The organism is Pseudomonas sp. MWU13-2105 (assembly GCF_023242315.1).
Taxonomy (GTDB): domain Bacteria; phylum Pseudomonadota; class Gammaproteobacteria; order Pseudomonadales; family Pseudomonadaceae; genus Aquipseudomonas.
Window position 1 is genome coordinate 84,364 of record NZ_JALLIY010000016.1, and the last position, 18,883, is coordinate 103,246.

The following is an 18,883-nucleotide window of genomic DNA, read 5'->3' on the forward strand; positions in this document are numbered from 1 at the left end:
ACTTTCAGCTATAACCTAATCATTAAAAAATAGCATATTAACTACAAACATTATGCTTATATAGCCCCACCACCATGAATCACACACGATGGAAATCGTCATGACCCAGGCGCGACACCCGGAGAGACTCAGAGCATTCATAGGCGCCCTGGCGGAATTGATCGACGGCAACCCTCGCGAGGGCGATCTGCTGCACCGCGGTGGCAAGCTATTGGCGCAACTGGTCAGCCATGATGACTGGTTGCCAGACGAGTTTGCCCAACCCAGCCCGGAGCGCTATCAGCAATTTCTGCTGCATGCGGATTCTCGCCAGCGTTTCAGCATCGTCAGCTTCGTCTGGGGGCCGGGGCAAAGCACGCCGATTCATGATCATCGGGTGTGGGGGCTGATCGGCATGCTGCGCGGTTCCGAGTATTCCCAAGGATTCCAGCGCAACGCCGACGGCGGCTTGATCGCCGAGGGCAAGCGGATCCAGCTGAAACCGGGCCAGGTCGAAGCCGTCTCGCCGAAGATCGGTGACATTCACCAAGTCAGCAATGCCTCTGATGATCAGGTGTCGATCAGCATCCATGTCTACGGCGCCAATATCGGTGCCGTGCGCCGTGCGGTGTATCAGCCCGACGGCAGCGAGAAACTGTTTATCTCCGGTTATTCCAACGCTTTTCTCCCGAACATCTGGGATTTGTCCAAAGAGAGCCCTGCCCTATGAGCACTGTATCGAACCGCACCTTCGCCCAGATTCGCCAGGCACTGTTGGACCATGAAGAAGTCGCCCTCGTCGATGTGCGCGAAGAAGCGCCCTTCGCCGAATCCCATCCGCTGTTCGCCGCCAATATCCCGCTGTCCAAACTGGAGCTGGAGGTTTTCTCGCGCATCCCCCGCCGTGACACCCAGGTGACGCTCTACGACAACGGCGAAGGCCTGGCGAACATTGCCGCCCAGCGCTTGCAGGCGCTCGGCTACACCCAGGTCAGCTTGTTGGCGGGCGGTCTTGACGGTTGGCGCAGCGCTGGCGGTGAACTGTTTATCGACGTAAACGTCCCCAGCAAAGCCTTCGGTGAACTGGTGGAAAGCCAGCGCCACACGCCGTCCCTGGCCGCTGAAGAGGTCCAGGCGCTGCTCGACAGCAATGCCGACGTGGTGGTGCTCGACGCCCGCCGTTTTGATGAATACCAAACCATGAGTATTCCCACTGGCATCAGCGTCCCCGGCGCCGAGCTGGTGTTGCGCGTCCGCGAACTGGCGCCAGACCCGACCACCCGAATCATCGTCAACTGCGCCGGGCGCACCCGCAGCATCATCGGCACCCAGTCGCTGATCAATGCCGGTATCGCCAACCCGGTATCCGCCCTGCGCAACGGCACCATCGGCTGGACATTGGCCGGCCAGACACTGCAGCACGGTCAATCGCGCCGCTTTGCCCCCAGCTCGGAAGAACATCGCCAAGTCGCCGCCAAGGATGCCCGCCGCGTCGCCGACAAAGCCCGCGTGGGCCGCGCCACCCTGGCCGACCTGAAGCGCTGGCAGCAGCAACCGGCGCGTACCACCTACTTGTTCGATGTACGCACCCCGGAAGAATTCGAAGCCGCTCACCTGCCCGGCGCCCGTTCGACACCGGGCGGCCAACTGGTGCAGGAAACCGACCACTTCGCCAGCGTGCGCGGCGCGCGCCTGGTGTTGGCCGATGATGATGGTGTGCGGGCCAATATGTCCGCCTCCTGGCTCGCCCAATTGGGTTGGGAAGTACACGTGCTGGATGATCTGCAACCGGCTCACTTCAGTGAACAAGGCCCGTGGCAGGCGCCGGTCCCGGCACCTCGACAGGCCGAAGTCATCAGCCCGTCGACCCTGGCCGAATGGCTGACCCATGGCGACACCAGCGTGCTGGACTTCACCAGCAGCGCCAACTACGTAAAACGCCATATCCCCGGCGCCTGGTGGGTCCTGCGCGCGCAATTGCCGCAAGCCCTGGCCAAGCTGCCGGAGACCCGACGCTATGTGTTGACCTGCGGCAGCAGCCAGCTGGCACGCCTGGCGGTGGCCGAAGTCGAGGCACTGACCGGCAAGCAGGTGTTCCTGCTAGAAGACGGCACCGCCAGCTGGATTGCCGCACAACTACCACTGGAGACCGGCGAGAGCCACCTCGCCTCACCGCGCATCGACCGCTATCGCCGCCCCTATGAAGGCACCGACAACCCACGGGAAGCCATGCAGGCCTACCTGGACTGGGAATTTGGCCTGGTGGGGCAATTGGCCCGCGACGGCACCCATGGCTTTTATGTGATCTGAGCACTCCGGGCTTCTGCACCGTATACCGGGCAGCGCCGTTCGATACGCCCTACGTTGAATTCAGCCCGACCCCTTTCTCCAGGCGGAGGTGACACGAAATATCAAGGTTCGCCTGGAGCACGCTGTCATGCGCTTTACCCCACCGCTCAAACATCTGCTGTTCAGCATCGCCCTCACGTTCGGCGCGGCTAGCCACGCTGCCGACCTGCAACCGCTGTTGGTGGCCAATCAAAAGTCGACGATCAAAGTGCTGCTGGAGGTGTCCGGCGAACTGAAAGACATGCCCTACGATATCCAGTTTTCCGAGTTCCCCGCCGCCGCCCCGCTGGGTGAGGCGCTGAATGCCGGTGCCGTGGATATCGGCGCCTTGGGCGATGCGCCCTATGTCTTCGCCCTCGGTGCCGGTGCGCCGCTGAAGGTGGTGAGCATCATCCACGCCGAGGGGCGCTACACCACCGCCATACTCGCGCTGAAGGATTCGCCGCTGAACACCGCCGCCGACCTCAAGGGCAAGCGCATCGTCACCACCCGCGGTTCCATCGGCCACTTCCTGGCGATCAAGGCACTGCGCAGTGCCGGCCTGACCACCAAGGACGTGCAGTTCATTTACCTGCTACCCAGTGAATCGCGCATCCTGCTGGACAACGGCAGCGCCGACGCCTGGTCGACCTGGGACCCCTACACCACCATCGCCACCACCCAAAGCCAGGCCAAGGTCCTGGCCAGCGGTGACAGCCTACTGACCAACCACTTGTACCTCGCGGCCACCCGCCAGGCCATCGCCGGCAAGCGCCAGCAACTGGACGACTTCGTCGCCCGGGTCGACCGTGCCTATCGCTGGAGCAATACCCATCCCGAAGAGTATGCCGCCGCCCTGGCCAAGGTCACCGGCCTGCCCCTGGCGGTGCATATTGCCGTGGCCAAGGCCACCCATATGCAACCGGTGGAGATCGACGACGCGGTGATCAGCGGCCTGCAAAGCACTGCTGACATCTACCAGGAAGAAGGGATTCTGACCCGACACATCGACGTATCCCAAGGCTTCGACAAGAGCTTCAACGCCAAGCGTACCCAACTGACCCAAGCGTCTCGATAAACAGCCGTCGCGCTGGAAGGAGTGAGAACATGAGCAAACGCCAACTGAAACTCGGTGCGATGGTCCATGGCGTCGGCCATGGCTGGGGCGAATGGCGCCATCCACTGGCCCAACCCAACGCCAGTGTCAACTTCGGTTTCTACAAGCAACAGACACAACTGGCCGAAGGCGCGAAGTTCGATTTCGTGTTCATCGCCGATAGCCTGCATATCCATGAAAAGTCCAGCCCTCATTACCTCAACCGTTTCGAGCCGCTGACCATCCTTTCGGCCCTGGCGGCGCTGACGTCGCACATCGGCCTGGTGGCGACCGTGACTGTCAGCTATACCGAGCCCTTCCAGGTAGCGCGTCAGTTCGCCTCCCTGGACCATATCAGTGGCGGCCGCGCCGGCTGGAACGTGGTGACCTCCTGGCTCAGCGGCACCGCTGACAACTTCGGCAAGGCCGAGCACCCGCCCCATGCCGTGCGTTATCGCATCGCCAAGGAGCACGTGGCGGTGGTCAAGGGCCTGTGGGACTCCTGGGAGGACGACGCCTTCGCCTACAACAAGCAAAGCGGCGAGTTCTTCACCCCCGGCAAGCTGCATGCCCTGGAACACAAGGGTGAGTTTTTCTCGGTCAAGGGCCCGCTGAATATTGCCCGTTCCCGCCAGGGCCAACCGGTGATTTTCCAGGCCGGTACCTCCGAAGCCGGGCGTAATTTTGCCGCCGAGAATGCCGACGCGATTTTTGTCCACGCCGAGAGCTTCGATGAAGCCCGCGCCTATGCCCAGGACCTGAAAAAGCGCGCGCGTAATTTTGCCCGCGATGCCGATCAGCTGTCGATCCTGCCGGGCATCCGACCGATAGTCGGCCGCGATGCAGCCGAGGTGGAAAGCCGCTACCAACAAGCCGTGGAACTGGTGACCGTCGAGGACGCCATCGTCGCCCTCGGTCGACCATTCAACGACCATGATTTCAGCCAGTACCCGCTGGACGCGCCGTTCCCCGAGCTGGGCGACCTGGGCTCCAATAGCCAGAAAGGCGGCTCTGACCGCATCAAACAATTGGCCCGGGATGAAGGCCTGACTCTGCGGGAAGTGGCACTGCGCTTTTCACGCCCCAAACGCGACTTCGTCGGCACGCCGGAGCAAGTCGCCGATGCGATCCAGACCTGGTTCGAAGCAGGGGCAGCCGATGGTTTCATCATCAACTCGCTGCTGCCGGATGGCTTGCAGTATTTCACCGAGCAGGTGGTACCCGTGTTGCAACAGCGCGGTCTGTTTCGCAGTGAATACAGCGGCGCCACGCTGCGCGACAACCTGGGCCTGGATGTTCCGGCCAACCGCTACAGCATTGCCCCTGGGACAGCACAAAAGCTGGAGGCCCTGGCATGAGTGAATCCCTCGACCGCCCGCTGGGGCACACCGCCCTGCCTATCGCCATCTGACCGGGGCCTGACCAAGATGAACACGATCATACAGGGACAGCTCAATCGTCGCGGCTTCCTCACCGCCAGCTCGATAACCTTGGCCGCGCTGGGACTGTCGTCCCTGGTACCGCGCGCGTTGGCTGGCACGGCAAAACTCTCGGAGCTGACCCTCGCCGTCGCCACCTACCGTGGCCAGGACTCGTACTTCACCGACGACGCCGGCACCTCCAATACGCCCTACAAAGTCGACTATGCAGAATTTGCCGGCGGCAACCTGATCGTCGAAGCCTTGGCTTCGGGCAGCCTGGACATCGGCGGCATGAGTGAAATCCCGCCGATTTTCTCGATCCAGAGCCATCGCGAACCCAAGCTGATCGCCGTCCTTCAAGGCGACGTGAATAACCAGGTGATCCTGATCCCCAAGGATTCGAAACTGGAATCCATCGAGCAACTGAAGGGCAAGCGGGTCGGCTATGTACGCTCGACCACCTCCCACTACTTCTTGATCAAGGTCCTGAAGGAACAGGGGCTGACCTTGAACGACATCAGCGCCGTACCGCTTACCCCACAAGATGGTTTCAGTGCGTTCCAGAGTGGCCAGCTGGATGCCTGGGTGATCTACGGCGTGTTTATCCAATTGGCGAAGTTTCGCAGTGGCGCCCGGGTGCTGAAAACCGCCCTGGGCTACCTCTCGGGCAACTACTTGATCGCCGCCCGCCCCGCCGCCCTGGAAGACCCGCTGCGCCAACAGGCGATCCAGGACTATCTGCAGCGCCAGGCGCGCACCCTGGAGTGGATGAACAACAACCCCGAGCCCTGGGCCGTGAAATCGGCGCAGTTGCTGGGGGTCGACAAAGCCGTGTTCCTCGACATGTACAACAGCCGCAGCCAGCCCTACAAGCTGCTCGAGGTGAATGAACAGGCCATCGCTTCGCAACAGGAGGTGGCGGATCTGTTTTTCAGCGCCGGGGTGTTGAGTGAACGCCTGGATGTCAGCCCGTTGTGGGATCGGCGGTTCAAGCTGCTGCCGATATAAACACTATTATGATCGAGTGAACCGACCATGAGTCTTTCTTCTCAACAACCGCCCCTGTTGCGCTCGGTGGAAGTAGCCAATTTCGAAGCGCTGCTGGAACGCATCAGCCGCCAGCTTGCCTCCACCGCCCATCTCTACGACGAAAGCGGCGCCTTCCCCAAGGACAATTTCACGCTACTGCACCAGCACGGCCTGGTGGCCCTGACCGTGCCCAAGGCCCTGGGCGGTGGCGGCGCCAACCTGGCCCAGGCGCGCAAGGCGATCAACGCCATCGCCAAGGGCGAACCTTCCACCGCCTTGATCCTGGTGATGCAGTACCTGCAACACGCCCGTTTGCAAGACAGCAAAACCTGGCCCCAGGCCTTGCGTACGCAAGTGGCCGAGGACGCGGTGCGCAATGCTGCGCTGATCAACGCCTTGCGCGTCGAACCCGATCTCGGTACCCCGGCCCGTGGCGGCCTGCCGGCGACCATCGCTCGACGCACTTCTGCCGGCTGGCGAATCAGCGGGCGCAAGATCTACTCCACCGGCAGCCATGGCCTGACATGGTTCAGCGTCTGGGCCCGCAGCACCGATGAAGACCCATTGGTCGGTGCCTGGCTGGTGCACAAGGACACGCCCGGTATCAGCATCATCGAGGATTGGGACCATCTGGGCATGCGCGCCACTTGCAGCCATGAGGTACTGTTCGACAATGTCCTGGTGCCATTGGATCACGCCGTCAGCGTCAGTCCCTGGAGCGCACCGCAAGCCGAACTCGATGGCGAAGGATTCCTCTGGATGTCGGTGTTGCTGTCATCGGTCTACGACGGCGTCGCCCAGGCCGCCCGGGACTGGCTGGTGGACTGGTTGGAACAACGCAAGCCGTCCAATCTCGGCGCGTCGCTGTCGACCCTGCCGCGCTTCCAGGAAATCGTCGGGCACATCGACACCTTGCTATTCGCCAACCGCAGCCTGCTGGATGCCGCCGCCGAGGGGCACACATCGGCGGGTAACGCCGCGCAACTGAAATACCTGGTGACCGGCAACGCCATCCGCGCCGTCGAGCTGGCCATCGAGGCGTCCGGCAACCCCGGTCTGTCACGCCACAACCCACTGCAACGGCACTACCGCGATGTGCTGTGCAGTCGCGTTCATACACCGCAGAACGATGCCGTGCTGCAAGGCGTCGGCAAAGCGGTCTTCGCCCAGCGCCAGCCAAAGGAGCGCCCATGAGCCGACTTGTGATTGCCAGCCAATTGGATGAAGACTTCAACGAGGTGATCCGCCAGCGCCTCGCGCAATCGCACCCCGGCACCCGCCTCATCGGCGTACCAGCCGGGGTGCCCAGCGACCTTGCGCCGGAGGTCAGTATTCTGCTGGCGCGGCCGATCAATGTACGCGGCTACCTGGCGCCGGACACACCACCACCGGGCTGGCCCTATGCTTTGAAATGGATTCAGGTGGTGTCTTCCGGTATCGACTTCTACCCTGGATGGTTCTTCAACGGCCCACCGGTGAGTACGTCGCGGGGCAGCGCCGCCGAGAACATCGCCGAATTCGCCCTGGCGGCGATCTTCGCCGCCGCCAAGCGCCTGCCGGACATATGGGTGCATGACTCGCAGTGGAACTTCACCGCGCTGACACCGCTCAAGGGCACCACCCTGGGGATTCTCGGCTTTGGCGCCATTGGTCGCAGCCTGGCGGCCAAGGCCCATGCCCTGGGCATCAACGTGCTGGCGCTGCGTCAGAGTCGGACGCCGTTCGAGGTCGAAGGCGTCGAGGCCGCGCGCGATATCCATGACCTGTTTGCCCGTGCCGATCACCTCGTGCTGGCCGCGCCCCTGACCGGCGCGACCCGGCATATCGTCAACACTGCCGTGCTCGCCAGCGCCAAGCCCGGCCTGCATCTGATCAACATCGCTCGCGGTGGTCTGCTCGACCAGGGCGCGTTGCTTGAGGCGCTGGAGAACGGAGCGATCAGCCTGGCCTCGCTGGACGTCACCGAGCCCGAACCGCTGCCGGACGGACACCCCTTCTATTCCCATCCACGGGTTCGTTTGTCACCGCATACCTCGGCGATTTCCAGCAACAGTGGTCACGAAATTGCCGACAGTTTCCTGGCCAATCTCGAGCGCTTCCTCAGCGGTTTGGCACCGGAGAATCTGGCGAACGTACAACGCGGGTATTAGCGACCAGCGATCGACTGTCATCGCGGGCAAGCCAGGCTCCCACAGGTTATGCATCATGTGTGGGAGCGTGGCTTGCCCGCGATTGCGTTTTAATCACCCGGAAAACATCAGAATTACGCATTTAAATAGAATGTTTAATGTCCATTTTTTATAATTAACTTATAGCTAATCGGACTTTTACAACCCCGTATTATGCAAATATTGTTACATCCATCACCGACCCCTGACCAGGTGGAGGCCCAAGAAACTCTACGTTTTTCTGGCCGACACCACTCCACGGTCAACCGCCACACCCACACCTGAAACCGGCTCAAACCACCACGCCATGGCTTTCGGAGCATGGCCTCGGCAACGCTTTGGGCAAAAAAAACATAACACCGCCAACGCTGCATCTACACACCTGGGGTTCACCATGCACGACACTTTCAATTCAAACCGTCTGACGCTGGCCGTATCCTTGGCCCTGTTCGGGTTGTCGGCCCACGCCGAAGAAAACACCAAGGATGGTGCCCTCCCCGTTGTCACGGTCACCGCCGAACACCACACCGAGGACTTGCAAAAGACCCCGCTGGCGATCTCCGCATTCGACGAAAAAGCCCTTGAGGACAAGCAGATCAAAAGTATCCGCGACCTCTCCGGACAAGTGCCGAACCTGACCCTGAGCCGCCAGTCGATCTCCTATAGCGCGCAGACCTATGGTATTCGCGGCATCGGCGAGACCGATCCGATCCAGGAGTCTGCCGTCGCGGTCTACGCCGATGACCTGTACATCCCGCGGGCTATTTCCTCGATGCTCGACTTCAACGACGTCGAGCGCGTCGAAGTGTTGCGCGGCCCTCAAGGTACGCTGTACGGGCGCAACAGCAGTGCCGGGGCCATCCGGGTGATCACCCGCGATCCGACCCAGGAAACCCGAGGCTTCTTCGAACTCGGCGCCGGCAACTACGACGCCCAGAACGCACGCCTGCTGATCAGCGGCCCGCTGGTGGACAATGCGTTGTTCGGGAGTTTTTCGGCGATTCGCCTGAGCCGCGACGGCACCGTCTCCGATCCGACCCGAGGAAAAGACGTGAACAACGTCGACATCCAGTCCTACCGCGGCAAACTGCGCTTCAATCCCGTTGATTCGCCGTGGGACGTACAACTGACCCTGGCCGGCACCTTCGACCGTGGCGACACCACCAGCTACACCCCCTTTGACGCCAACGGCCACTTCGACAAATTCAAGAGTTACAGCAGCCTCGACCCAAAGAACCGCCTCGACCAAGGCAGTTCGGTACTGCGCGCAATCTATGCGATCGATGACCACTTGAACTTCAAATCGGTGACCGCCTATTCCGCGTTCAACCAACCCGTGGACTATGACAACTCGGGACAAGCCGCGCTGATTCAGAACAACCTGATCACCTACAACCAGGACTATACTACCCAGGAATTCCAGCTCAACGGCAACTACGACGATTTCAGTTTCAGCACCGGCCTATACCTTTACCGCGAAAAGTTCGATGCCGAGCGCGACAGCCTGACCTACTCGATTGCGCGCAATCAAGTGATCGGCCAGGGGCAATACAGCACAACCACCACCGAAAGCTACGCGCTCTATGGCCAGGGCAGCTACAAAATCACGCCCCGGCTGTCGCTGATCGCCGGGCTACGCTTTACTCGCGAACACAAGAACTTCGACTACACCAACTACGCCATCAATACCAACCGGCAGATCACTGGCATCAACTTCACTGCCGACGCGAGCAAGTCCTGGCAATCCACCAGCCCGAAACTCGGCTTCGAGTACGCCTGGACAGCGCATCTGAATCAGTACGCCTATGTCGCCAAAGGCTTCAAGGCCGGCGGCTACGATAACCGGGCCCCCACCCGGACCGCCGCCGAACAGGCCTTCTCCCCGGAAGATGTCACCACCTGGGAAACCGGCTTCAAGGGCGACTTCTTCGACCAACGTCTGCGGGCCAACGTCGCCCTGTTCTACAACGACTACAAGGACCTGCAGACCAACGCCTACGATCCGGCGCTGGGCGTGAGCCTGCGGACCAACGTCGGTCGGGCCCACACTTACGGCGTCGAGCTGGAAACCCTGACTGCGCTGACCAGCGACCTGCAACTGAGCGCCAACCTCGGCTATCTGCAAAGCAAGTACGATGACTTCGAGAATGCTGGCGGTGCCGGTGTCGATGCCAATGGCAAGCAGTTGGTGTACTCGCCACGCTGGAACGCCAGCGTCGGCCTCAACTACACCATCCCGGCTGGACTGCCCGGCACCTGGCTGGCCGGTACCGACGCGCAGTTCCAGACCAAATCCTACGCCAACGCACTGAACGATGATATCCAGGAAATTCCGACACAAACCTTCTGGAACGCCCACACCAGCTACATCACCGGCGACGGCCACTGGACCACCACGCTTTCAGTGAAGAACCTGCTCGACCGGGCCTACCCGCAATCGGTCGGTTATGTGCCCTCCAGTGGCGCTCGCTACTACTCAATCAATGACCCGCGAACCCTGTTGCTGTCGGTGCGCTACGACCTCTGAGTACTGCTCTCTCGATCACCATGAACCACGCCGTAGGACAGCTGTGCTATGGCGTGGTAAACACCGGCTCAGCCAGATTTCACAGCGATCGATTGGCCCGGGCGAAAATCGAAATCACACAAGAAAACTCATGGTGCGATGAACCTTCGAAGCGTTTCAGATACCGATTACCAGCTCTCGCCCAACCCGAGCAAGCCCATAATCTGACGGCGCAGGTCTACCAGGTAAGGATCGTCGCGATGACGCGGATAAGGCCGTTCGATGGTCAGTTGTGCCTTGATCGTTGCCGGTCGGTCACTGAACACTATCACTCGATTGGCCAGCAGCAAGGCCTCTTCGACATCGTGGGTAACCAGCAGCGCGGAATAGCCCTGGCGTTGCCACAAGTCGATCAGTTCCTTCTGCATGGTGATGCGGGTCAACGAGTCCAGCTTGCCCAACGGCTCGTCCAGGATCAGCAGGCGCGGCTCGTTGACCAGTGCCCGGGCCAATGCGACACGCTGGGCCATACCGCCTGATAACTGTCGAGGATAAGCCCGGGCGAACTGACTGAGACCGACTTTTTCCAGTGCCGCATCGACCTTGGCGAAATGGGTTTTCAGGATACCCTGAGCTTCCAGGCCAATGGCAACGTTGTCCCATACACGTCGCCACGGGTACAGCGTCGGGTCCTGGAACACCACGACCCGACTTGGATCAGGGCCGGTAATGGCCGCACCATCGGCCAGCAACGTCCCCGAGTCGGCGGGTTCCAGCCCGGCCACCAGCCGCAACAGCGTCGACTTGCCGCAACCCGAAGGTCCGAGCAACGCGACGAATTCGCCGGGCGCCACATGCAGGGAAACCCGCTTCAGTACCGGTAGGTGCTGCCCATCCAGGGCAAAACCATGGCTCAGGTTGTCAATCTGCAAGGTCAACCCAGCTGAAGCAGAAGCCGTTATTGCCGGTGCCGGCGTTACCATTTCATCGCTCCTTTTTGCCAGGCCAACAATCGATCGCGGACCAGGAACAGCGCGCAGATCAAGCCCGAGCAGGCCAGTGCCATGACCAACAGCGCCGCGTACATATTGGCGTAGGCAGCCCAACCCTGAGCCCATTGCAAGTACCAACCGATACCGGATTTGACCCCCATCATTTCCGCGACCACCAGGGTCGAGAATGAAGCGCCCAAGCCCATGAACAACCCGACGAACACGTGGGGCAACGCCGCCGGGATCGCCACGTTGAAAATCAGGAACCCCTGCTTCGCCCCCAAAGTCCGCGCCACGTCGTAATAGGCCTTATCGACACTGGCAACGCCCGACCACGTCAGCACCGTCACTGGAAACCAGGTTGCCAGGGCGATGAGAAACACGCTGGCACTCCAACTGGAGGGAAACAAAAAGAAGCACAGTGGCAACAACGCCGTCGAAGGCACGGGTCCAAGAATGCGCAAGACCGGATGCAGCCAATAGCCGATACGACTCGACCAACCGATGGCCACCCCGGCCACGAAACCGGTCGCGGCACCCAGCACGACTCCGCTCCCCAGCAACACGGCCGAATGCAGCAAACTGTCGATCAGACGCGGCCAGTCTTCAAGGTACACTGCAAGCAACGCTTGCGGCGGTGCAAAGAATGGCACCGGTAGCAGGCCCAGCTTGGCGGTCAGCAGCTCCCAGATCCCCAACAGAATCGGCAAGGCAATCAACCAGGCCCCCGCTCCCCGAACCCGCGCGGCAACCTTCGCCGACCAATGACCGACGAGGCCCAGCAGGCCGATCAAGGCCGCCACCGCCAGGCACAGATTCGCCAGCCCCTGGGTCATCGGCCACAGGCGCATGGCATTGGGCCAATAACTGACCAGCAGCGCGACCGCCACCCATGCCGTCACCGCCGACGCGCCTTGGCGCCAGCCCTTGAAGTTCTGCCGTGTCAACGACCTGGTCAGCGTTGTCGTTTCAACTGAAGACATCGGCGGTGATCTCCTTGGCGAACCCGCGGGCGTCGGTACCCTGGCTAATGACTTCCACGGTTTTCAAGTCGCTGACGTAGGTGGTGATTTCTGTCGTCAGCAGCGCCCCAACGGCATGATGACCATGGGTATGGTCGTGCAAGATCGCCTCGACCTCTTCGACGGAGGTATTCAGCGCATAAGCCTGGAACCCCTTGGCCACGGCCCGGGGATTTTTCACCGAGTAATCGTGAGCTTCAAGAATCGCCTGGGTCAGGGCCGCCGCCACGCGTTTTTCTTCACGCACCAGTTTTCCGGTAACGCCGACCACACAGCAACTGAGGTTGGCGTACTCTTCAACCAGGTTGGTGGACAGCTCCCGGGCTTTGCCGGTATTGATCAGGCGATACATGAACGGGTCACTGCCGCTGACCGCCTGGACTTCGCCACGCTCCAGCGCCGTGCCCAGCAAGTCGGCCGGGTACAGCCGCCACTGCACGTCGCGTACCGGATCGATGCCGTGTTTTTTCAGCAGGATCGAGAAGAAATTGCGGTCCGGGCTGGCCATGTCGGTAACGCCAATGGTTTGGCCTTTGAGGTCGTCGAGCTTATGCACGTTGCCGTTGACCGCACTGAGCAAACGCAGGCACCCCCCGTGAGTACCGGCGGTGAGCTTGACGTCAAAGCCCTGCTCCAGCGCCTTGAGCCAGCGCAGCGCCATGCCGACGCCAGCATCGGCCTTGCCCGTGGCGATGGCTTCGAGCAGCACTTCGGTGGAGTTGCCAAAGTTGACCAACTCGACATCGAGGTTGTGCTTCTTGAAAAAACCTTGTCCGTGCGCGATGACCACCGGCGCCAGGCATACCGCGTTCAGATTGACTGCCAGCTTCAGCGCGCGAGGTGTGTCCAGACGGATGAAATCCCCCGTGCCCGTGGGCTCGGCGCCGAGCTCGGCAGCGTGTCCCGCGTGCTCGTCGGCAGCCCGACTGAAGCGCGGCAACGCCATCAGCAGCGGACTCGCCAGGGCAACGCCGGCCAACCCCAGCAGATGACGGCGGGTCAATCGTTCAGAAACAGCCATTCAAATATCCCTTTGGTTAATGGAGGAACTCGATCTTTCAGTTCGCCGAGGCCTGCACAGGTACATGGAGCGAACGATCACACCGTCCTGGCCGCTATCGCCTCGACTTCCACCAGGGCACCGGGCAGTGGCAAGGCCACCACTTGCAAGGCAGTACGCGCCGGTTTGTTCGGCTGCTCGGGTGTGCCGAAAAACTGCGTGTACCCGGCTTGCAGCCCGGCAAAGTCGAGCTTGCCGCCAGTCTCCTCGGCGCCTACCAGGAACACCCGCAACTGCACGATATCCCCCAGGTCCAGATCTTGTTGCCGCAGGATTTTGCGCAGCTTGCTGAACACCGAAACGGTCTGCACTTCGGTATTGCCATAGGCCGCCGGCGTACCCGCCGGGGCCTGCCGGTCAGCGAGGTCCGGCAAGGTGCCACTGACGAACACCAGGCTGGCGGAGGCCGGTACGGTCACGGTTTGCGAGATAGGGAAGTCGCCGACGCTGGTACGTTGAATGCTGTTGCTCATCTGTTCTCTCCTTCAATGAATAAGGGGCGCTGCCTGTCGCTGCCGGATAAGCCGCTCGGCCAACTGCCCGACCACATGACGCGCCGAATTGGCGGCCGACTCCTGCCAGATGCCAACGCCGCTTTGCACAAGGCCGTCGCCGGCGAAGTACACCCGGCCATGCGGCTCTTCCAGCAGGGCACTGGCATCGGCGGGAAAGTGTTCACGTTGCAGCCACGGACCTTCGCTGTACGGGATCTGTTCCCAGGACACCGCCAGGGGATGGCGCAGTTGCCGGGAGTACCCCGGATGCAGCAACTCAACCGCCTCCCTGGAGGTCGCGTACTGCACGTCGAGGGGCTGCTCGCCAAAGGCATCGGCGCCAGGCCCCGTGACATACCCGGCCACCAACAGCCCCTCGCGGGTATTCAGGTCGTTGCTGGGGTACCAGAGCAAGCGCGCCGGGTGTTCGATCCAGGACAACCCGCCGTAGGTGCGGTAATCGGTTTCCCAGAAGCGCGGGGATTGCCAGGCCACCTTGGTCGCCTGATCGTTGCGAGTACTGCGCAGCGCCGTCTTGACCGGGTCGCTGAAGTCGGTGTCCAGTTTGGCCAGCAGCGGCAGCGGCAAGGTCGACACCAGATAGTCGGCACGCACCACCTGTTCGCGACCACTGTGCTGATCGTGATAAGTCACCGCCACACCGTCCTCAAGCTGACGGATACGGCGCACCCGGGCGCCCAGTTGCACCTGTTCGGTCAGGCGCTGGTAGAAGGCATCGGTGATGCGATCCATGCCGCCCACCGGCTGGAACATGGTCGCCGAGAACTCGGGAAACTCACTGTGCAGCAACGCGCCCCAGAGTTCCGGATGCAGCAGCCGCTCCAGGGCCACCGGAGTCGGGCTAGCAGGCAATGCCCCCGGGTGCCGGGGCGACTCCAGGTGACCGGAACGAATGCTGCCTTCGAAAGCCAGTTCCTGTGACAGGTCACCATAAACCCGCAGGAACGCCAGCAAGCGGCTCCTCTCTTCGTTGCTCAGTACGTCATCCAGGGCATCACGCTGCACGGCGGTCGCCAACAAACCCGACAGATGCCCACGGGTATCGTTGACCGCCTGGCCGACGGTGAACGCCGGCTGTTGCAGGTCCGGGCGCACCTGGGCGCCATGGCTGCTGTTGACCAATACTTCCAGCGGGACACCCAGCTCACTGCAGTAATCGAGTAAAGTCCGATGTTGACTGGGGATCCGCGCCGGGCCTGCGTTGAAATACAGGCCCGAGTCAAAGACCACGGCCTGTGTGCGTCCATCCTTGTAGTCGACCCGATCGCCGTTGCGCAGGGTCCAGGTACGTCCCCCCACACGGTCACGGGCCTCCAGTACTTGCACCTGGAACCCGGCCCGGGTCAGTTCCAGGGCGGTCACCAGTCCGGCAATCCCGGCACCGAGTACCAACACACGAGTGCCCTGCCCCAGCTCCTTGTGCAGTTTCAAGGGCTGCGGCCGCCGGTGCGACGAAGGCCCCAGGCCCAATACGGCGAGCACATCCTTGAGCGCTTTCTCGCCCCCCACGGCAGCGATGCTGGAAAACGCCTCACGTCGAGTCAGTCCCATATTCATTGTTCCCTTGAAGGCTTCAATCCGGCAAACCGGGTGGGTTGATCCGTGATGTGTCGATGCGCTCCACATCCAGGCCCCAACGTTTGAGCACCTGTTCGTATTGGCCGCCGGCGATCGCCCCTTCAAGCGCGGTATGGATCGGTTGGACCAATCCATTGTCCTTGCGGGTAGTCACGGCAATATCGGCCCGCAGTGGCCAGCCACCGTTGACGATGCCCACCAGCTTGATGCCGCCGGTAATGGCAGCCGAATAGGCAAACACCGAATTGGGGCCAAAAAGGGCGTCGCTGCGTCCCGACTGCACCGCCAACTGCGCGGCGGCCTGGTCATCGAAGTACTGCAACAGCGCGGGCGCAATGCCGGCCTTTACGTTGGCGTCGTTCCAGGCCAGCAGGACCTTTTCCTGATTGGTGCCGGAGCCGACGATGATCTTCAGCCCGGCGATGTCCCGAGCCTCCTTGATGGCGACAATCTTGCTGGTGGTCTTGACATAAAACCCCAGGACATCCTGGCGATAGGTCGCGAAGTCGAAGCGCTTCTTGCGCGCCTCGGTCACGGTCACGTTACTGATCACCGCGTCGTACTTACCCGAACTGACGCCCAGGGGCCAATCCTCCCAACTGGTCTGCACCACGTTCAATTGCAGGCCCAGGCTGTCGGCCACCAACTGCGCGGTGTCGGCCTCACTACCGATGGTGGTTTTGTCATCATTGGCCAACAGCGCCAGGGGCGGCCCGGCCACCCCCGATACGGCCACGGTAAACTTGCCGGGCTGGGCGAACTTGAAGCCCGCGGGAATCTGCGCGATAGCGGCTTCATTGCGCGGTGCGCGGATGCGCTGGCGGTCGGGGCTCAGATCAACCTTTTGCACAGCCGGCGCGCCGCTGCTTTCAGCCGCCAATACCGGCAGGCCGAAGCTGACGGCAAGCGCCAGCAAGGTTACACGGGCAATCTTTACTGACATGGGCAGTCACTCCTTTAACCAGGGAAAAAATTCACAGCACCTTGCCGAGGAAGGCGACAGTGCGTGGATGACGGGGTTGTCGAAAAATCTGTTCCGGCGGCCCTTGTTCGATCAATTGACCATCGCAGAGAAACACCACGTGATCCGCCACCTCCCGGGCAAATCCGATCTCGTGGGTGACGATGACCAAGGTGACGCCCAGGCGGGTGAGCCCCTTGATCACGTCCAGCACCTCGCCCACCAGCTCAGGGTCGAGGGCCGAGGTGGGTTCATCGAACAACAGCACCTTGGGGTCCAGGGCCAGGGCCCGGGCGATGGCGACCCGCTGTTGCTGGCCTCCGGAAAGCTGGCGTGGATAGGCATCGACCTTGTCCGCCAGGCCGACCCTGGCCAACAGTTCCCCGGCCTTGCCCCTGGCCTGGGCCTTGCTCCAGCGCTTGTGGGCCAACGGTGCTTCGGCGATGTTTTCCCAGGCCGTAAGGTGCGGGAACAGGTTGAAGTTCTGGAACACGAAACCGACCTCGATCCGACGCTTGAGAATTTCCCGTTCCTTGAGTTCATAGAGCAGGTCGCCCTTGCGTCGATAGCCGACATATTCACCGTCGATGGTGATGTAGCCGCTGTCGATTTTTTCCAGGTGGTTGATGGTGCGCAGCAGCGTCGATTTACCCGAGCCGGAGGGCCCGAGGATCACCGTGACCTTGCCCGGTTCGATGGCCAGGTCGATATCCTTGAGCACCTGCTGATTGCCGAAACGCTTGCCGACGCCCTGGATCTGGATGCGCCCGGCGCGCACCTGGGTGGCGGCCTCACTCATGGGATTGCTCCTTGAGCCAGCGGCGCACCCGCTGCAATGGCGTGGGTGGCAAGACCCGCGCCGTGCCGCAGGCAAAGTACCGTTCGACGTAGTACTGGGCACTGGTCAGCACGGTGGTGATGATCAGGTACCAGACCGTGGCCACGATCAACAACGGGATCACCGCCTGGGTGCGGTTGTAGATCACCTGCACGGTGTAGAACAGCTCCGGCAGGGCCAGCACGTAAACGATGGAGGTGCCCTTGACCAGGCCGATGATTTCGTTGAAACCCGAGGGCAGGATCGAGCGCAGCGCCTGGGGCAGGATGATCCGGAAAATCCGCCGCGACGCCGGCAACCCCAAGGCCGCGGCCGCTTCATGCTGGCCCGCGTCAACACCGATCAGGCCACCACGGATGATCTCCGCCGCATAAGCTGCCTGCATCAGGCTCAGGCCCAACACCGCCACGGTGAATTGGCTGAGCACGTCGACCGTCGACCATTGGGCGAGCACCAGATCGGTGAACGGCACGCCGAGCACAATGTGGTCGTACAGATAGGCAAAGTTGTACAGGATGATCAGCACCAGCAGCGCCGGCATCGAGCGGAAAAACCAGATATACCCCCAGGCCAGCGCCGCCAACAGTGGCGAGCCGGACAGCCGTGCCAGCGCCAGCGCGGTGCCGAGGAGGATGCTGAACACAGTGCTCAACAGCGTCAGCAACAGCGTTTGCGTCAAGCCGCGCAGCACCGATGCAGAGAGGAACCACTGACCAAACACCCCCCACTCCCAGCGCGGATTGGTGGCCAGGGAATGCACGATGGCAAACAACACCAACGCGGCGAATAGCGACCCGCCCCAGCGCCAGGGATGGCGGGCCGGCACCACCTGCAAGGCCTTGACCGCAGTCGGTGTACGGCTCTGGCGAACCGGGTAGGCATTCACTTCATCAATCAGGTCGAAGGGTTTGGCGACAACGGGCATGATCTATTCCTCGCACGCAATAACACATCATGGTGTTTTCAGGGGGGACCGAACGGTGTCGGCGGCGCCTGCCTAGAAAGGCGCAGGTCAGTCGGATGTGGTAGCAACCACCGGAAAACGCGCACGATGGAGCGTGTCCCGCACGGGGGTCAGGCTATGTGTATGAAGGACAGCCAGGAGGCGGCTGAGGTGTTGCAGAACGCCTGTCAGGGACAAGACGGGAGGAGAAAAATGCACGGCAGAATTGAATGAGCAACATACGTCGAACTCCCTTCCAACGATTCTGTGCCGGGGATCAGTGGTTGATCACCCTGTCATGCCGTGCAGGTTTGGATGATAGGTCCGACCTGCGCTCCGCGGCATGCCCTGCAGAATCTTGATCACAGTGGGTACCATCCGAGGTCAGGGGTAGGCTGTAGAACCCAAACATAATGAAATCAATATCAAAAATATAATTCTATTTAG

General features: G+C 61.5%; 16 protein-coding genes. 8 read left to right on the forward strand and 8 right to left on the reverse strand.

Annotated elements, in window-relative coordinates:
• Positions 1–100 precede the first annotated feature (100 nt).
• The 8 genes from M5B96_RS22795 to M5B96_RS22830 all read left to right on the forward strand — a co-directional run bounded on the left by M5B96_RS22795 (position 101) and on the right by M5B96_RS22830 (position 10,548).
• Entirely contained in the window at positions 101–709 is a 609-nt protein-coding gene (locus M5B96_RS22795) for a cysteine dioxygenase (RefSeq protein WP_248799259.1), read from the forward strand.
• The gene (locus tag M5B96_RS22800) at positions 706–2,289 is read left to right on the forward strand and encodes a rhodanese-related sulfurtransferase (RefSeq protein WP_248799260.1); all 1,584 of its coding nucleotides are present in this window, start codon (positions 706–708) and stop codon (positions 2,287–2,289) included. The genes M5B96_RS22795 and M5B96_RS22800 overlap by 4 nt, the downstream gene beginning before the upstream one ends.
• Before the next feature lie 127 nt (positions 2,290–2,416).
• On the forward strand, positions 2,417–3,385 hold the full coding sequence (locus tag M5B96_RS22805) for an ABC transporter substrate-binding protein (RefSeq protein WP_248799261.1): 969 nt from the start codon (positions 2,417–2,419) through the stop codon (positions 3,383–3,385).
• 29 nt (positions 3,386–3,414) lie between these two features.
• Positions 3,415–4,761, forward strand: a complete 1,347-nt coding sequence (locus tag M5B96_RS22810) for an LLM class flavin-dependent oxidoreductase (RefSeq protein ID WP_248799262.1) — start codon at positions 3,415–3,417, stop codon at positions 4,759–4,761.
• A gap of 69 nt (positions 4,762–4,830) precedes the next feature.
• Positions 4,831–5,832 (forward strand): ABC transporter substrate-binding protein, encoded by a 1,002-nt coding sequence (locus tag M5B96_RS22815; RefSeq protein WP_248799263.1) that lies wholly within the window; start codon positions 4,831–4,833, stop codon positions 5,830–5,832.
• Positions 5,833–5,859: 27 nt separating this feature from the next.
• The gene (locus M5B96_RS22820) at positions 5,860–7,047 is read left to right on the forward strand and encodes an acyl-CoA dehydrogenase family protein (RefSeq protein ID WP_248799264.1); all 1,188 of its coding nucleotides are present in this window, start codon (positions 5,860–5,862) and stop codon (positions 7,045–7,047) included.
• Positions 7,044–8,003 (forward strand): D-isomer specific 2-hydroxyacid dehydrogenase family protein, encoded by a 960-nt coding sequence (locus M5B96_RS22825; RefSeq protein ID WP_248799265.1) that lies wholly within the window; start codon positions 7,044–7,046, stop codon positions 8,001–8,003. The genes M5B96_RS22820 and M5B96_RS22825 overlap by 4 nt, the downstream gene beginning before the upstream one ends.
• A 412-nt stretch (positions 8,004–8,415) precedes the next feature.
• Positions 8,416–10,548, forward strand: a complete 2,133-nt coding sequence (locus tag M5B96_RS22830; protein ID WP_248799266.1) for a TonB-dependent receptor — start codon at positions 8,416–8,418, stop codon at positions 10,546–10,548.
• Positions 10,549–10,715: 167 nt separating this feature from the next.
• Here M5B96_RS22830 and M5B96_RS22835 read toward each other — a convergent pair whose 3' ends face one another.
• The 8 genes from M5B96_RS22835 to M5B96_RS22870 form a co-directional block, all read right to left on the reverse strand.
• A complete protein-coding gene (locus M5B96_RS22835) occupies positions 10,716–11,510 on the reverse strand; it encodes an ABC transporter ATP-binding protein (RefSeq protein WP_248799267.1) in 795 nt (264 codons plus the stop codon).
• A complete protein-coding gene (locus tag M5B96_RS22840; protein WP_248799268.1) occupies positions 11,504–12,502 on the reverse strand; it encodes an ABC transporter permease in 999 nt (332 codons plus the stop codon). The genes M5B96_RS22835 and M5B96_RS22840 overlap by 7 nt, the downstream gene beginning before the upstream one ends.
• On the reverse strand, positions 12,489–13,562 hold the full coding sequence (locus M5B96_RS22845) for an ABC transporter substrate-binding protein (RefSeq protein WP_248799269.1): 1,074 nt from the start codon (positions 13,560–13,562) through the stop codon (positions 12,489–12,491). Before M5B96_RS22845 ends, M5B96_RS22840 begins: the two co-directional genes overlap by 14 nt.
• 77 nt (positions 13,563–13,639) lie before the next feature.
• Positions 13,640–14,074 carry a RidA family protein gene (locus tag M5B96_RS22850; protein WP_248799270.1) on the reverse strand — a complete coding sequence of 145 codons (435 nt, stop codon included), beginning with the start codon at positions 14,072–14,074 and terminating at the stop codon, positions 13,640–13,642.
• 12 nt (positions 14,075–14,086) lie between these two features.
• Positions 14,087–15,667 (reverse strand): flavin monoamine oxidase family protein, encoded by a 1,581-nt coding sequence (locus M5B96_RS22855; RefSeq protein ID WP_248799271.1) that lies wholly within the window; start codon positions 15,665–15,667, stop codon positions 14,087–14,089.
• Between the two features lie 22 nt (positions 15,668–15,689).
• Complete coding sequence (locus M5B96_RS22860) at positions 15,690–16,637, reverse strand: ABC transporter substrate-binding protein (RefSeq protein ID WP_248799272.1); 948 nt, start codon at positions 16,635–16,637, stop codon at positions 15,690–15,692.
• Positions 16,638–16,668: 31 nt separating this feature from the next.
• A complete protein-coding gene (locus M5B96_RS22865; protein WP_248799273.1) occupies positions 16,669–17,454 on the reverse strand; it encodes an amino acid ABC transporter ATP-binding protein in 786 nt (261 codons plus the stop codon).
• Positions 17,447–18,418, reverse strand: coding sequence for an amino acid ABC transporter permease (locus M5B96_RS22870; RefSeq protein ID WP_248799274.1), 972 nt, complete (start codon positions 18,416–18,418; stop codon positions 17,447–17,449). The genes M5B96_RS22865 and M5B96_RS22870 overlap by 8 nt, the downstream gene beginning before the upstream one ends.
• Between the last annotated feature and the right edge of the window lie 465 nt (positions 18,419–18,883).

What these genes read in the sequence shown, in the direction of transcription:
- M5B96_RS22800 (WP_248799260.1), top strand. Translation starts at nt 706, where the DNA reads ATGAGCACTGTATCGAACCGCACCTTCGCCCAGATTCGCCAGGCACTG.
- M5B96_RS22825 (WP_248799265.1), top strand. Translation starts at nt 7,044, where the DNA reads ATGAGCCGACTTGTGATTGCCAGCCAATTGGATGAAGACTTCAACGAG.
- M5B96_RS22850 (WP_248799270.1), bottom strand. Translation starts at nt 14,074, where the DNA reads ATGAGCAACAGCATTCAACGTACCAGCGTCGGCGACTTCCCTATCTCG.
- M5B96_RS22810 (WP_248799262.1), top strand. Translation starts at nt 3,415, where the DNA reads ATGAGCAAACGCCAACTGAAACTCGGTGCGATGGTCCATGGCGTCGGC.
- M5B96_RS22860 (WP_248799272.1), bottom strand. Translation starts at nt 16,637, where the DNA reads ATGTCAGTAAAGATTGCCCGTGTAACCTTGCTGGCGCTTGCCGTCAGC.
- M5B96_RS22840 (WP_248799268.1), bottom strand. Translation starts at nt 12,502, where the DNA reads ATGTCTTCAGTTGAAACGACAACGCTGACCAGGTCGTTGACACGGCAG.
- M5B96_RS22870 (WP_248799274.1), bottom strand. Translation starts at nt 18,418, where the DNA reads ATGCCCGTTGTCGCCAAACCCTTCGACCTGATTGATGAAGTGAATGCC.
- M5B96_RS22835 (WP_248799267.1), bottom strand. Translation starts at nt 11,510, where the DNA reads ATGGTAACGCCGGCACCGGCAATAACGGCTTCTGCTTCAGCTGGGTTG.
- M5B96_RS22815 (WP_248799263.1), top strand. Translation starts at nt 4,831, where the DNA reads ATGAACACGATCATACAGGGACAGCTCAATCGTCGCGGCTTCCTCACC.
- M5B96_RS22855 (WP_248799271.1), bottom strand. Translation starts at nt 15,667, where the DNA reads ATGGGACTGACTCGACGTGAGGCGTTTTCCAGCATCGCTGCCGTGGGG.
- M5B96_RS22865 (WP_248799273.1), bottom strand. Translation starts at nt 17,454, where the DNA reads ATGAGTGAGGCCGCCACCCAGGTGCGCGCCGGGCGCATCCAGATCCAG.
- M5B96_RS22795 (WP_248799259.1), top strand. Translation starts at nt 101, where the DNA reads ATGACCCAGGCGCGACACCCGGAGAGACTCAGAGCATTCATAGGCGCC.
- M5B96_RS22820 (WP_248799264.1), top strand. Translation starts at nt 5,860, where the DNA reads ATGAGTCTTTCTTCTCAACAACCGCCCCTGTTGCGCTCGGTGGAAGTA.
- M5B96_RS22805 (WP_248799261.1), top strand. Translation starts at nt 2,417, where the DNA reads ATGCGCTTTACCCCACCGCTCAAACATCTGCTGTTCAGCATCGCCCTC.
- M5B96_RS22845 (WP_248799269.1), bottom strand. Translation starts at nt 13,562, where the DNA reads ATGGCTGTTTCTGAACGATTGACCCGCCGTCATCTGCTGGGGTTGGCC.
- M5B96_RS22830 (WP_248799266.1), top strand. Translation starts at nt 8,416, where the DNA reads ATGCACGACACTTTCAATTCAAACCGTCTGACGCTGGCCGTATCCTTG.